Source organism: Acidimicrobiales bacterium, from assembly GCA_035533095.1.
GTDB lineage: Bacteria > Actinomycetota > Acidimicrobiia > Acidimicrobiales > Palsa-688 > DATLUM01.
Genome location: DATLUM010000071.1, coordinates 59,352 through 72,694, shown reverse-complemented (window position 1 = coordinate 72,694; position 13,343 = coordinate 59,352). Strand labels below are relative to the sequence as shown.

Genomic DNA, 13,343 nt, shown 5'->3' with positions numbered 1-13,343 from the left:
AGGAGCCCCTTACTTGAACGCGCCGCGCAGCTTGGACATCAAGCCGGGATCGGGCGCCGACACCGGCTCTCCCCTGAGCGAGGCGTACTGGCGCAGCAGGTCCTCCTGCTCCTTGGTCAGGTCGCTCGGGATGTCCACGACGACCGTGATGATCAGGTCGCCGCGACCTCGGCCCTGCAGGTGCGGCACACCGCGGCCGCGGAGCTTGATCTCGCGACCGGTCTGAGTGCCCGCTGGCACCACCACGTCCTCGACCCCGTCGAGGGTTTCGAACTCGACCGACGTGCCCAACGCGGCCTGGGACATGGCCACGTGCACGACGGCAAGCAGGTCGAAGCCGCTGCGCGTCAGCACCGGATGCGGCCTCACCCTCACGTGCGCGTAAAGGTCCCCCGCCGGCCCGCCGCGCAGGCCGCCGGCGCCCCGACCCGTGAGCCGCAGCGTTGAGCCCTCGTCGACGCCCGCCGGCACGTCGACCACAAACGACCTCTCCTCGCGCCGCCTCCCCTCCCCCCGGCAGTCCGGGCACGGCGACGGGATCTCCTCACCCGTGCCGCCGCAGCGGTGGCACGGGCTGGCCGTGACCATCTGACCGAGTATGGACTGCCGGACCCGGCGGATCTCACCGCTGCCCTGGCACGTCGAGCAGGTGATCGGGGTGGTGCCGGGCCGGGCGCCGCTTCCCTGGCAGGTCGAGCACGTATGCGGCAAGCGGACGGTCAGCTCGCGCTGGGCCCCGAACACCGCTTCTGCGAAGTCGAGCAGGATCGTCGCCTCGGCATCCTCGCCCTTGCGCGGCCCGGTCCGCGCGGCCCGGCCTCCGGCCGCGCCGCCCATGCCGCCGCCGAAGAACGCGTCGAAGAGGTCTCCGATCCCGCCGCCCCCGAACCCTGCGAACGGGTCGCCCCCGCCGGTACCGGCCGCCCCCGACCCGCGGACTCCGGCCATGCCGAACATGTCGTACTGCCGGCGCCGTTCGGGGTCGCGCAGGGTCTCGTACGCGAGGTTCACCGCCTTGAACCGCTCCTCGGCGTGCACGTCACCCGGGTTCGCGTCAGGGTGCAGCTCGCGGGCGAGCTTCAGGTAGGCGCGCTTGATCTCGTCCTCCGTCGCGTTGCGGCTGACTCCGAGCAGCTCGTACAGGTCCCCGATCTCCGGCACCGACTACCTACCTTCCCTCGGTGCCTTCGCTGAGCACCTTGCCGAGCCGTTTGCTCACGACGGCGACCGCAGCCAGCGCCTGCTCGTAGTGCATGCGCGTCGGGCCGAGGATCCCCACGGTCCCGGCGCGCTCGCCCTCCACCTCGTAGGGCGCGACGACGATCGAGCAATCGGCCAGCGGTTGCACGCCGTGCTCGGCGCCGATCGACACCGACAGGCCCCGGTCGAGCACGTCGCGCACGACCGTGACCAGCACGTACTGCTGTTCGAGAATGTCGAGCACTTTGCGGATCGTGGAGACCGCGTCGAACGCCTCCGCCATCCGGGCCGCGCCGCCCACGAAGACCTGCGAGTGGGCATCACCGGTCGACTCTTCGTGCTGCAGCGCCGCCCGCGCCGACTCGGCCAGCCGGTCCACGACAGCGTCGCCCGTCGGCGGTATCCGCCCGCCGCCCCCGATCACCTCGCCTTCGAGAAAGGCGGAGAGACTCGCCGACGCGGCGGCGATCTGATCCTCGGTGGGGTCCTCGCGGGAATCGAGCAGCTCCAAGGTCCGCTTGTCCACTGCTCCGGTCGCGAAGACGATCACCACGAGCACGAGCCGGGGAGCAAGGCTCACCAGCTGCACCGACCGCACGCGAGCCGGGTCACCCTCGCGCACGACGACCGCCGCGTAATCGGTCAAACCCGACAGGAAGCGGCTGGTGTCGGAGAGCATCCGCTCCAGCTCCCCGTGCGCGCTCGCGAAGAAGGCCCGCACCTTCTGCGTCTGCCCGGGTCCCAACCTCCCGGCCGGGTCGAGGTGGTCGACGAAGAACCGGTAGCCCTTGTCGGTCGGGATGCGGCCGGCGCTCGTGTGGGGCTGAGCCAGATAACCCTCTCTCTCGAGGACACCCATCTCGTTGCGCACGGTCGCCGAGGAGACGGACAGCTCCGGGATGCGCGACACCGCGGCAGACCCGACCGGCTGAGCGGTCTGGATGTACTCCTCCACCACGGCACGGAGGATGGCGGCCTTGCGGTCATCAAGCATGTTGGCGTCAAGCATCGTTGGCACTCAAAGATACCGAGTGCCAGCGGTTTGGTACCGCTCAGCCCGAATAGACGGGCCGGTCCCCGGTATAAAAGGTCTATGAGCCCCGACACCCGTTCAGCCACGGCCCAGCCTGTCTCCGCCTCTGGCAGCTTCAGTTTCGCCGGCATGACCGTCCACCGGCTCGGCTTCGGCGCCATGCGGCTCACCGGGCGGGGGATCTGGGGCGAGCCACGGGATCGGTCCGAGTGCATCCGGGTCCTTCGCCGGGCTGTCGAACTGGGCGTGGACTTCATCGACACCGCCGACTCGTACGGCCCCTACGTCAGCGAGGACCTCATCCGGGAGGCGCTCCATCCCTATCCCGCTGGCCTGGTGATCGCCACAAAGGCCGGGCTGACCCGGACCGGCCCGAACCAGTGGCACGCCGTCGGCCGTCCCGAGTACCTGCGCCAGCAGGTCGAGATGAGCCTCCGCCGGCTCGGGACCGAGCGGCTCGACCTGTTCCAGCTGCACCGTATCGACGCGAAGGTGCCGGCGGACGAGCAGTTCGGCTTCCTCGCTGATCTGCTCCACGAGGGAAAGGTCGCCGCCGTCGGGCTGTCGCAGGTATCGGTCGCCGAGACGGAGTCCGCCCGCAAGGTCGTCCCCGTGTCGACGGTGCAGAACCTGTACAACCTGACCGACCGTTCGTCCGAGGACGTGCTCGCCCATTGCACCGAGGAAGGCATCGGGTTCATCCCCTGGTACCCAATCGCGTCGGGTGACCTCGCCAACCCCGGCGGTCCCGTCGACGAGATAGCCAAGGGGACCGGAGCCACGCCGGCCCAGGTATCACTGGCCTGGCTTCTCGCCAAGAGCCCGGTCATGATGCCCATCCCCGGCACTTCGTCTGTGAGCCACCTCGAGGAGAACTGCGCAGCGGCGACCGTCGCTCTCAGCCCCGAACAGATGGAGAAGCTCGACGCGGCAGGCCGGGTCAGATTCAGGCCGTGAGGCCGGTCACACACTCAGGCCGTGAGGCCGGCTACTCCTCGAGGCGGAGGGCCTGGATGAACGCCTCCTGGGGCACCTCCACCCTCCCGATGTTCTTCATCCTCTTCTTGCCTTCCTTCTGCTTCTCCAGGAGCTTGCGCTTGCGGGTGATGTCGCCGCCGTAGCACTTGGCGAGCACGTCCTTGCGCTTCGCCTTGACCGTCTCCCTCGCGATGATCCGCCCGCCTATCGCGGCCTGGATGGGCACGTCGAACATCTGGCGGGGAATCAGCTCGCGCAATCTCTCGGTCATCTTCCTCCCGTAGTCCTGCGCGGAGCTCTTGTGGACGATCGCGCTGAACGCGTCGACTGGCACGGCATTGAGGAGGACGTCGATCTTCACCAGGTCTGCGCGGTCCCATCCCGCCGGTTCGTAGTCGAGGCTGGCATAGCCCTTCGTGCGGCTCTTGAGCGCGTCGAAGAAGTCGATCACTACCTCGGCCAGCGGGATGCGGTAGACGAGCTCGAGGCGCTCCGGCGAGAGGTACTCCATCCTTGTCATCTCGCCGCGCCTGGTCTGGCAGAGGTCCATGAGGGTCCCGGTGTAGTCGGTCGGGCTGAGGATCGTCGCGGTCAGGTAAGGCTCCTCGATCCACTCGAGCCGCTGCGCCTCGGGCATCTCGGAAGGATTGTGGACCTCGACGACCGTCCCATCGGTGAGGTGCGCCCTGTACTCGACACTGGGTGCCGTCGCGATGAGGGACAGATCGAACTCGCGCTCGAGGCGCTCGCGGACGATCTCCATGTGCAGCAGGCCGAGGAACCCGCACCTGAAGCCGAAGCCCAGCGCGCCGGACGTTTCTGGTTCGTAGGTGAAGGAGGCGTCGTTGAGCCTCAGCTTCTCGAGCGCCTCTCGAAGGTCCGAGAAGTCGTCGCCCTCGATCGGGTAGAGACCGCAGAAGACCATCGGCTTGGGGTCCTTGTAGCCGGCGAGCGGCTCGGCTGCGGGCCGGTTTGCGAGTGTGATCGTCTCGCCGCTTCGCGCCTCGCCGACGTCCTTGATGCCGGCGATCAGGTAGCCGACCTCACCCGGTCCGAGCACGGCGACCGGGACGTTTAGGGGCGTGCGGACGCCGATCTCCTCGACGTCGTGGGTTCGCCCGGTCTGCATGAAGCGCAGTCGCGCTCCCGATACGAGGCTGCCATTGACCACCCTCACCGCGCTCACGACACCGCGGTACTGGTCGTAGTAGGAGTCGAAGATGAGGCCTTGCAGCGGCGCGTCGGCGTCGCCGTGCGGCGCGGGGATGCGTTCACAGATCGCGTCGAGAAGCTCGGGTACCCCTTCGCCGGTCTTCGCGGACAGACGAAGGATCTCCCCGGCCGGGACCCCGAGCACGCGCTCGATCTCCGCGGCGTAGCGGTCGGGGTCGGCAGCGGGAAGGTCGATCTTGTTGAGCGCGGCGACGATCTCCTTGTCGTGCTCGAGTGCCTGGTACGCGTTGGCGAGCGTCTGAGCCTCGATGCCCTGCGCGGCGTCCACGAGCAGCACCACGCCCTCGCACGCAGCGAGACTGCGGCTGACCTCGTAGCCGAAGTCGACGTGGCCGGGCGTGTCGATCAGGTGGATGGTGTGACCCTTCCAGTGGACCCGGACGTTCTGCGCCTTGATCGTGATGCCGCGCTCACGCTCGATGTCCATCGAGTCGAGGTACTGCTCCCGCATGTCGCGGGCGTCGACGGCACCGGTCAGCTCGAGGATCCGGTCGGAGAGCGTGGACTTGCCGTGGTCGACGTGGGCGACGATGGAGAGGTTTCGTATGCGGTCGAGGTTCACTGTTTCTTCAGGGGGATTCTCGGGGGAAAGACGGGCCCGTGGCGGCTGCGGGCGGCCGCGGGCCAAAGAACAGTGTGGCGCAAAGGCGGGCAACCGGCCGGAGCATCTAGGGTTTGCGGCATGACGGCATCCGGCTTCCGGCTGGCGGTGACCGTATCCGCCACCTACGGGTCCGGCGGAAGCGTCATCGCGCCGCGCTTGGCGGAAGAGTTGGGCGTGCCGTTCATCGACCGGCTGATCAGCGCCGACCTGTCTCAGGACGCCGCACGTCAAGAGGCCAGGGACGCTGCCAAGTCCGGTGAGGGACTCGGGGAAGGAGAGCGTGAGATAACGCCGGCGGGTCGCTTTCTGAGCTACTTCGCACGCGCTGCCAGTGTCGGCGCGATGCTGGCCCCTGAGCCGATCGTCGACGACGACGACACGATCCGGGCCAACGCCGAGGCGGGACTGCACGGGGTGGCCCACGGAGACCCTGCTGTGATCCTGGGGCGCGCGGGTGCGATTGCGCTGCGCCAACGTCCCCGCACGTTCCACGTCCGCCTGGACGGCCCGGTCGAGCGCCGGGTCAACTGGGCGGCGCCGTTCGAGAAGCTGAGCGTTGAGCACGCGAGGAAGCGCCAGTCTGAGACGGACCGCGCCCGGACACTGTTCGTAAAGCGGCTCTACCACGTCGACCCGGCGGATCCTGCGCTGTACCACATGATCCTCGACCCGACCGTCATCGGGGTCGAGCCGGCGGTGGCGGTCATCGCTACCGCGGCCCGGGCATTCTCCGAGGCGTATCCTGAACGGGATTGAGCGCGCAGCAGCGTGGCTGCTGGTGCAGATCGAAGGCGTGCGATCACTCGCGGTGTACCCGCTGCTGTGGACCTATCGCCTCACCGACCAGAAGGCCACGATCGACGCGGACGTGCAGCGTTGGGCGGACCTCCTGTGGGTCGACGACAGGTCGCGGATGCTGGCCCGGCTGCTCTACGCGTTCCCGGAGTTCCGCGCCGTCTACTACCACCGCCTGGCTTCGGGAAACCCGCTGGGCGCGCTCGCGGCGCGCGTGGCGGTGCACCTGTGGCGGACGGTGCCGGGGCTCGACCTGAGCGGGACCGAGATCGGGCCGGGGCTTTTCGTCTCGCACGGCCAGTGCACGATCCTGTCCGCGGAGCGGATCGGCGCCAACTGCCAGGTGCACCAAGGAGTGACGATCGGCTGGGACTACCGCGGCGACCGCCGTCCCATCATCGGCGACGACGTGTTCATCGGGGCCGGCGCGAAGATCCTCGGGGCGGTTACCGTGGGCGACAAGGCACGCATCGGCGCCAACGCCGTGGTGGTCTGTGACGTGCCCGCCGGCGCCACGGCGGTCGGCATACCGGCGAGGGTGATACCTGGAGATCAGCTCTAGAGGGCTGTCTGCTAGCATCTCCGGGTTCCCCAGTCGAGTGGGCCAGAGACCAGTGAGTAGGTATTCCCTGTGGCCAACATAAAGAGCCAGATCAAGCGCAACCTGACCAACGAGAAGGCCCGTGTCCGCAACAAGGCGGCCAAATCGGAGGTCAAGACCCGCATCAAGACGGCCGTCGCCTCGGCTGCAGCCGGCAGCGACACCACGGCCGAGGATCTGCGCGTGGCCGTGAAGCGGCTCGACAAGGCCGCCGCTCGCGGGATCATCCACAAGAACCAGGCCTCCAACCGCAAGGCGAAGCTGGTCCGGCGCATCAACTCGCTGACCGGAACCGGCGCCGGCGAGTCCTGACGCCACCCCCCGCTCGACTTCACCGAGACGGCTAGGCCGCCCAGAGCGCCGCGGCCGCCCCCAGTCCCGCCACGACGACGAGTTTGCGCAACATGTCGCCGCTGATCCGCCCGGCCAGCCGGCCGCCGGCGAAACCGCCGAGGATGCTGGCGGCCGCCATCACAGGGACCAGTTGCCAGCGCACGTGCCCCGAGAAGGCGAAGAACACGGCCGCCACGACGTTGATCACAAACGACAGCGCCTGCTTCAGGGCGTTCACCCGCGCCAGCGGGCCGGCGTGGAACAGCCCCAGGACGGCCAAAAGCACGATTCCGAGCCCCGCGCCGAAGAACCCCCCGTAGACTGCCGCCGCGAACACTGAGATCGCCAGGGCCGGGTGCAGACCAGGGGCCCCAGGACGGGTGGGCGCGGGTTGCGCGGATGCGACTGCCCCCGCGTCCGTGTCCGCGCCCACCCCCGGCGGATCCACGCCCGGCTGATCTGTCCCCGATTGGCCCACCCCCGCCCCGGGCGAACCGGGAGCGGGCGCGGCGACGCCTACGAAGCTGCGGGCGCGCTCCTGGCCCAGCAGCAGCAGGCATGACGCCACGATCAGATACGGGACCGCCAGCCTGAACGCCTGCGGCGGGATCATCACGAGGAGCACGGAACCGGCGAGCCCGCCGACGGCCCCGGTCGCCGCCAGGACCCGGGCGTCTCCGAGCTGCGGGCGCAGGTCGTCGCGCTGCGCCCAGCTCCCGCCGAGGTACCCAGGCAACAGGGCGACGGTGTTGGTCACGTTCGCCGGCACCGCCGGCACCCCGATGCCGACCAGCGTCGGAAACGAGATCAGCGTCCCCCCGCCCGCCAGCGCGTTCACCATGCCCGCGGCGAGCGAAGCGCCGGCGACGGCAAGGTAGTCGAGTCCCGATAGCTGCACGGAGCTTCAGCGCCCCGAGCTGAGCGCCCCGCGGCGCTCGGCCGACCCGCCGCCGCGTGCCCGGGCGCGGAAGCAGAGCCGCGCGACGAGCACCTCGAGGACCGCCTCGGCAGGGAGGCCCGTTGCGCCTTTCAAGTCGATGTCGGCCTGCGCGAGCAACCCGATCGCGTCGGCAATGCCAGCGGAGCCCCATCGCTGGGCCGCCGCGAGCGCCTTCTTCGCCGGATAGGTGCTCCGCCCTTTGGCGATCCCCATCGCCTCGGCGGCTTGGGCTTCGGTTCGTATCGACGGGTCGTCGATCCTCAGCAGCCCTTGGACGTGGCGGTGCAGCACGGCCAGCACCTGCAAGGGGTGCCGGTCGCCGGCGCCCAGGAGGCGGTGCAGGTACGCGAGCGCGTCCTCGGTGCGACCCGTGTCGATCGCGACGGTGAAGTCCCACGGCGCAACCGACCCGGCCTCGCCGAGGTAGGGCTCCAGATCCGCGGCGCCGAGGTGGGCGCCCTCGCCGTACGCGGCCGCCAGCACCTCCAGCAGGGAGCCCAAGCGGCTCACGTCCTCACCGAAATGGTCGCGGACCGCCTTCTCCGCCTCGGCGTCGAGCTTGACCGGTGCCGAGCGCAGCCTCGACCGGACCCAGTCGGCCAACTCGCGCTGCGACACCTTCGTCGAGACCACGTGACCCTTGGCCTTGACCGCGGCCACCAGCTTCGGGGCGATCGCCCCCTCGCCGGCGCCGATCACGAGCACCGTCGTGGGTAGTGGGTCCTCGAGGTAGGCCAGCAGCGGGGCCACCTCCTCGGTCAGGAACCGTCCCGCCTCGCGCAGCACGACAACCCGGCGCTCAGTGAGGAACGGGGGTGTGGCGCAGCTGTCGGCGACCGCCGCCAGGTCGACGCCCTCGTCGCGGTAGTCCTCGACCACCAGACCACGCTCCGCAGGGCCGACAAGATCGTCGAGGACCTTGGCGAGCGCTTCGCTCACCAGGGTCGGGTCGTCGCCGTCGACGAGCACGACGGGGAACTCGTTCACGGCGCCGGACTCACTTGGCTTCCATCACCGCTGCGAGCGCGTCGCAGACGCGTCGCGCGGCGCGCACGTCGTGAGCACGCAGGATGCGGCAACCGAGACTGACTCCGAGCGAGTGCGCGGCGATCGTGGCCTCCCGTCGCTCCCCGATCTCGAGCCCGAAGACTGCTCCCAGGAACGTCTTGTTGGACGCGGACAAAAGCAGGGGCCATCCCAGTGAAGCGAGGCGGTCGGATGCGCGCAGGAGTTCGAGGGACTGCGACGCGGTCTTCCCGAGGTCGAGGCCGGCGTCGAGGACGATACGCGAGTCTGGGATCCCGGCGGCCCGGGCCCGTTGGGCCCGTTCCACGAGAAATGCCGCGACGTCCTTCACCACGTCGTCGTAGTGTGGTTCGGGGTCGGCGACCCTGGGCTGGAGGCGGATGTGGGTGGCGACGACGGCCGCCCCTGCTGCCGACGCGACAGGCAGGTATTGGGGGTCGCCGAAACCGGAGATGTCGTTGCCCAGTACCGCGCCGCTGCGGTACGCCTCCCCGGCGACAGACGCGCGCCACGTGTCGACCGAAAGGGGCACGTCGAAGCGCTCGTGCAGAGCTGCGATGGCCGGTGTCACCCGGTCCATCTCCTCCGCCTCACCGACCTCGGGCCCAGGGCCCGCTTTGACCCCGCCGACATCGAGGATGTCGGCGCCGTCGGCGACCAACCGATCTGCTCGACGGTAGAACGCGTCGAGGTCCCAGTACTCGCCGCGGTCGTAGAAGGAGTCGGGAGTCCGGTTGAGGATGCCCATGACCAACGACCGCGCCGTGAGGTCGTACTTCCGGTCGCCGAGCTCGAGCAGCACGGGACCGGACGCTAGCGAACCTCTTAGAAGAGCCGCGCGGTCAGGGCCTTGCGGTAGGTGGCCGTGCGGGGATCGTCGGGTCCGAGCACCTCGAGCAGGTCCACGAACTCCTGGCGGGCGGCGTCGTCGCCGTTCACGCGCTGGAGGAGCTCGTCCAGCTTCGCCTCGACCCCGTCGTCCGCGATCCCCCGGGCTTCGGATCCGAGCCTCGCCTGCGCAGCGAGGTGGCGGGTCTCGGCGCTCTCGGGCAACCGGGCGAGCAGCGCGAGAGCCTCCTCCCTCTGCGACTCGCCGGCGTTGCCGCCGGCGACCAGCAGCGACGCGAGAGCGAGGACGGCCTTCTGGTTCGCGGGCTCGAGCTCCAGCGCACGCCGAAGCGACGCTTCGTCGCCGGCGGCGACCAGGCGGTCGACCTCGGAGGGCGGTGGGTTGAGGCCGGCGATCCACTGGCGCAGCGCCGGCTCGGGCAGAGCGCCGACGAAGCTGTCCACGACCTTGCGGTCGCGGATGGCGTACACCGCCGGGATCGACTGCACCTGGAACGTCGCCGCAGAACGGGGGTTGGCGTCGACGTCGATCTTCACCAGATCGACGCCCGGCGTCTCGCCGACCACCTTCTCGAGCATCGGGCCCAGCACCCGGCAGGGCCCGCACCACGACGCCCACAGGTCCACCACCACGGTCGCCGACTGCGACCGGTCCAGCACATCGGTCTCGAAGGTGTCGTCTGTCACGTCCATGGCGCTCGGGTCCTTTTCCGGAAACTGTGGGGCTCGCCCTGCCCAGGTAGGTTGCAGGACATGAACGAGGGTACCGACACCCCGCCCGATATCGACACTCCGCCAGGCATCGACACAGGCAAGGTGAGCGCCTGGTTCCAGGACAACATTCCCGGCGCCGAACCCCCCCTCCACTTCACCCTGGTCGCGGGAGGGCGATCCAACCTCACCTTCGAGGTCACCGACGCGCTCGACCACCATTACGTGCTGCGCAGGCCACCGACCGGGCACCTCCTGCCGACGGCGCACGACATGAAGCGGGAATACCGGATCATCTCCGCGCTCGGCCCTGCCGGCATCCCGGCACCCCCCGCTCTCGGGCTGTGCGAGGACGAAGCCGTCAACGGCGCGCCTTTCTACGTGATGGGATTCGTCGACGGGATCATCGCCAGGACCTCCGAGATCGTCGAGCAGCAGCTGACCGTCGAAGCCCGCCGGCGGGTCGGCGAGTCGCTCGTGGACACCCTGGCGCAGATCCACGCCGTCGACCCGGCGGCGGTCGGGCTCGGCGGCCTGGGGCGCACGGAGGGCTACATCGCACGGCAGCTGAAGCGGTGGTACGCGAACTACCAGGCTGCCAACGAGTCACGTGGCGGAACGATCCTCCCCGACGTCGCAGAGGTGCACGACTTCCTCAGCGCCCGCATTCCTGAGCAGGGGCCCGCGGCGATCGTGCACGGCGACTACCGCCTCGACAACTGCATCGTCACCCCCGCCGGCGACGTGGTCGCGGTGCTCGACTGGGAGCTGTGCACCCTCGGCGACCCGCTGGCGGACGTCGGCCAGCTCCTCGTGTACTGGCCCGAACCGGGAGAGCGCTCAGCGCTGGGTGCCTCGCCCACCACCGCGCCCGGGTTCATCACCCGCGACGAGGTCAGGAAGCGCTACTCCGCTGCCAGCGGGCGGGACGTCTCGGAGGTCGACTTCTACATCGCGTTCGCCTACTGGAAGCTCGCCTGCATCCTCGAAGGCGTGTACGCGAGGTACGTGGGGGGCGCCATGGGCAACGACGGCTTCGATTTCAGCGGGTATATCGACAGCATCGTCTGGCTCGGCCAGCAGGCACGAGCGGCGACGGTAAACCTCGGCGCGTGACAAGGATGGTGCTGTGAGCGAGCTCGCGACGATCCACGCCTGGCCCGAACTCGAAAGGCCGGTGCTCGTGGTCGGCATGGAAGGTTGGATCGATGCCGGCGTCGGTTCGGCCACCGCGGTCGCCCACCTGCTGGCGTCGATGCCCCACCAGCTGATCGCCACCTTCGACTCCGACGAGCTGGTCGACTTCCGGGCTCGGCGGCCGACGCTGCGCATCGTCAACGGTGTCGACACCGAGATGCGCTGGCCCGAGATCCGCCTCGAAGCGGCCACCAACCGAACCGGACGGAGCGTCCTGATCCTCACCGGGCCGGAACCTGACATGCGCTGGCACGCCTTCATCGCCGAGACTGTCGCTCTGGCGTCGCGCCTGCATGTCGAGCTGGCCCTCGGCTTGGGGGCATTCCCGGCGCCCGTCCCCCACACCCGGCCGATCCGCCTCGTCGGCACCTCGACCGACGGGGAGCTGGCGGCCCAGGTCGGATTCCTGCCCGCCGGCATCGACGTCCCTTCCGGGGTGCAGGGGGCGCTGGAGATGGCGTTCGGGGAGTCGGGAATTCCCGCCGTCGGCCTGTGGGCGCGGGTGCCCCACTACGCGGCGGCGATGCCCTACCCGGGTGCTTCTGCTGCCCTGCTCGGAGGGCTCGCTCAGCTGGCGGGGATAGAGGTGGACGTGTCGACGTTGCAGTCGGCCGCAGCCGCGACGCACCAGCAGATCGACCAGCTCCTGGCGGGGAGCGAGGAGCACTCCGCGCTTGTCAGGCAGCTGGAGGCGCAGTACGACGAAGAGCAGGGAGCGTCCGCTACCAACTTCGGCGACCTCCCGACAGGGGACGAGCTGGCCGCGGAACTGGAGCGTTTTCTGCGCGGGCAGCAGTGACTACTGGTCTCTCTGCGACGGGTCCTTCAGCGCGGCCATGACCTTGGGGAGCGTGGAGACGGCCGCGCCCTCGTAGGGCGTGTAGAAGTTCAGCCGGTCGACGACATCGCCGAAACGTTTCTGCAGCAGTCCTGGCACCTCGCCCGGCGTGCCCACGACGGCGAACGCGTTGAGGACCTCGTCGTCGATCAGCCTGCCCATCTGCTCCCACTCGCCGCGCTTGGAAAGCGTGTTGAGCTCGGGTTGCAGGTCACCCCAGCCGTGAAGCTCGAGGACGGGGCGGTAGGCGGGTGTGGAGCCGTAGAAGGCGATCTGCCGGCGGGTGCCCGTGGCGGCCGCTTCCATCTGCTCGTCGGTATCGCCGCTGACCACGAACGCGGGGTAGGACAGCTGGAAATCGGACCTCGACCGCCCTGAGACGCGCAGCCCTTCCATCACCGCAGGGACGGTCCTCTCCCTGAGGTACCGCTCCGTGGTGAACCCGTGCACCAGCATGCCGTCGGCCACCTCGCCGGCGACCTTCGTCATCCCCTCGCCCACGGCCGCAAGGAACACCTTCGGGGCTCCGTACTCGCTCGGCCCCGGGTTGAAGAACGGTGTCATCAGCGTGTGCGTGTAGAAGTCGCCCCGGAAGTCGAGCTTGGTGCCATTCTGCCAGCAGTCCCAGATAGCTCGCATCGCGCTGATGAACTCGCGCATCCGCGGCGCGGGATGGGACCACGGCATCGAGAAGCGCTTCTCGATGTGCGCCTTGATCTGCGACCCGAGGCCGAGGTTGAGGCGGCCCTTCGAGAAGCCGTTCAGGTCCCACGCGGTGCTGGCGAGCGTCATCGGGCTGCGGGCGAACGCGACGGTGATCGCCGTTCCCACCCCGATGTGCTCGGTGTGCTCGGCGGCCAGCAGCAGCGGGAGGAACGGATCCCGTGACGTCTCCGCCGCCCACACCGCGTCGTACCCGGCGTCCTCGGCCTTCTTGGCGTCGCTGGCTGCGTGGTCGAGAGCCGAGCGGATCCCCCCGTCGATTTTCATCTGGCGGAGCTTAGG

Annotated in this window: 14 protein-coding genes; 6 read left to right on the top strand and 8 right to left on the bottom strand. The window is 69.3% G+C overall.

Features of this window, described 5'->3' with window-relative positions; genetic code table 11:
- Window positions 1-9: 9 nt before the first annotated feature.
- Both dnaJ and hrcA read right to left on the bottom strand, forming a co-directional pair.
- Window positions 10-1,161, bottom strand: a complete 1,152-nt coding sequence (gene dnaJ / locus VNF71_09145; protein ID HVA74716.1) for a molecular chaperone DnaJ — start codon at window positions 1,159-1,161, stop codon at window positions 10-12.
- A gap of 7 nt (window positions 1,162-1,168) precedes the next feature.
- Window positions 1,169-2,209 (bottom strand): heat-inducible transcriptional repressor HrcA, encoded by a 1,041-nt coding sequence (gene hrcA / locus VNF71_09140; GenBank protein HVA74715.1) that lies wholly within the window; start codon window positions 2,207-2,209, stop codon window positions 1,169-1,171.
- Between the two features lie 84 nt (window positions 2,210-2,293).
- On the opposite strand from hrcA, the gene VNF71_09135 reads away from it, so the two are divergent.
- On the top strand, window positions 2,294-3,190 hold the full coding sequence (locus VNF71_09135) for an aldo/keto reductase (protein ID HVA74714.1): 897 nt from the start codon (window positions 2,294-2,296) through the stop codon (window positions 3,188-3,190).
- A gap of 31 nt (window positions 3,191-3,221) precedes the next feature.
- Here the strand turns inward: VNF71_09135 and lepA are convergent, their stop codons facing one another.
- Complete coding sequence (gene lepA, locus VNF71_09130; protein ID HVA74713.1) at window positions 3,222-5,006, bottom strand: translation elongation factor 4; 1,785 nt, start codon at window positions 5,004-5,006, stop codon at window positions 3,222-3,224.
- A gap of 120 nt (window positions 5,007-5,126) precedes the next feature.
- Between lepA and VNF71_09125 the strand changes: the two genes are divergently transcribed.
- The 3 genes from VNF71_09125 (at window position 5,127) to rpsT (ending at window position 6,756) form a co-directional block, all read left to right on the top strand.
- Window positions 5,127-5,804 carry a cytidylate kinase-like family protein gene (locus VNF71_09125; GenBank protein HVA74712.1) on the top strand — a complete coding sequence of 226 codons (678 nt, stop codon included), beginning with the start codon at window positions 5,127-5,129 and terminating at the stop codon, window positions 5,802-5,804.
- Between the two features lie 22 nt (window positions 5,805-5,826).
- On the top strand, window positions 5,827-6,405 hold the full coding sequence (locus VNF71_09120) for a DapH/DapD/GlmU-related protein (protein HVA74711.1): 579 nt from the start codon (window positions 5,827-5,829) through the stop codon (window positions 6,403-6,405).
- Between the two features lie 69 nt (window positions 6,406-6,474).
- On the top strand, window positions 6,475-6,756 hold the full coding sequence (gene rpsT, locus VNF71_09115) for a 30S ribosomal protein S20 (protein ID HVA74710.1): 282 nt from the start codon (window positions 6,475-6,477) through the stop codon (window positions 6,754-6,756).
- 31 nt (window positions 6,757-6,787) lie between these two features.
- Here the strand turns inward: rpsT and VNF71_09110 are convergent, their stop codons facing one another.
- The 4 genes from VNF71_09110 to VNF71_09095 are packed head-to-tail and all read right to left on the bottom strand — an operon-like array spanning window position 6,788 to window position 10,285.
- A complete protein-coding gene (locus VNF71_09110; protein HVA74709.1) occupies window positions 6,788-7,675 on the bottom strand; it encodes a sulfite exporter TauE/SafE family protein in 888 nt (295 codons plus the stop codon).
- Between the two features lie 6 nt (window positions 7,676-7,681).
- Window positions 7,682-8,704: a DNA polymerase III subunit delta gene (gene holA / locus VNF71_09105; GenBank protein ID HVA74708.1), complete on the bottom strand. Its 1,023-nt coding sequence runs from the start codon at window positions 8,702-8,704 to the stop codon at window positions 7,682-7,684.
- Between the two features lie 10 nt (window positions 8,705-8,714).
- A complete protein-coding gene (gene folP / locus VNF71_09100) occupies window positions 8,715-9,545 on the bottom strand; it encodes a dihydropteroate synthase (GenBank protein ID HVA74707.1) in 831 nt (276 codons plus the stop codon).
- Between the two features lie 23 nt (window positions 9,546-9,568).
- Window positions 9,569-10,285, bottom strand: coding sequence for a tetratricopeptide repeat protein (locus VNF71_09095; protein HVA74706.1), 717 nt, complete (start codon window positions 10,283-10,285; stop codon window positions 9,569-9,571).
- A gap of 60 nt (window positions 10,286-10,345) precedes the next feature.
- On the opposite strand from VNF71_09095, the gene VNF71_09090 reads away from it, so the two are divergent.
- Together VNF71_09090 and VNF71_09085 are read left to right on the top strand one after the other, a co-directional pair.
- Entirely contained in the window at window positions 10,346-11,419 is a 1,074-nt protein-coding gene (locus tag VNF71_09090) for a phosphotransferase family protein (GenBank protein HVA74705.1), read from the top strand.
- Window positions 11,420-11,432: 13 nt separating this feature from the next.
- The gene (locus tag VNF71_09085; protein ID HVA74704.1) at window positions 11,433-12,299 is read left to right on the top strand and encodes a PAC2 family protein; all 867 of its coding nucleotides are present in this window, start codon (window positions 11,433-11,435) and stop codon (window positions 12,297-12,299) included.
- On the opposite strand, the gene VNF71_09080 is transcribed toward VNF71_09085, so the two are convergent.
- Window positions 12,300-13,328: an LLM class F420-dependent oxidoreductase gene (locus VNF71_09080; protein ID HVA74703.1), complete on the bottom strand. Its 1,029-nt coding sequence runs from the start codon at window positions 13,326-13,328 to the stop codon at window positions 12,300-12,302.
- Window positions 13,329-13,343 lie beyond the last annotated feature (15 nt).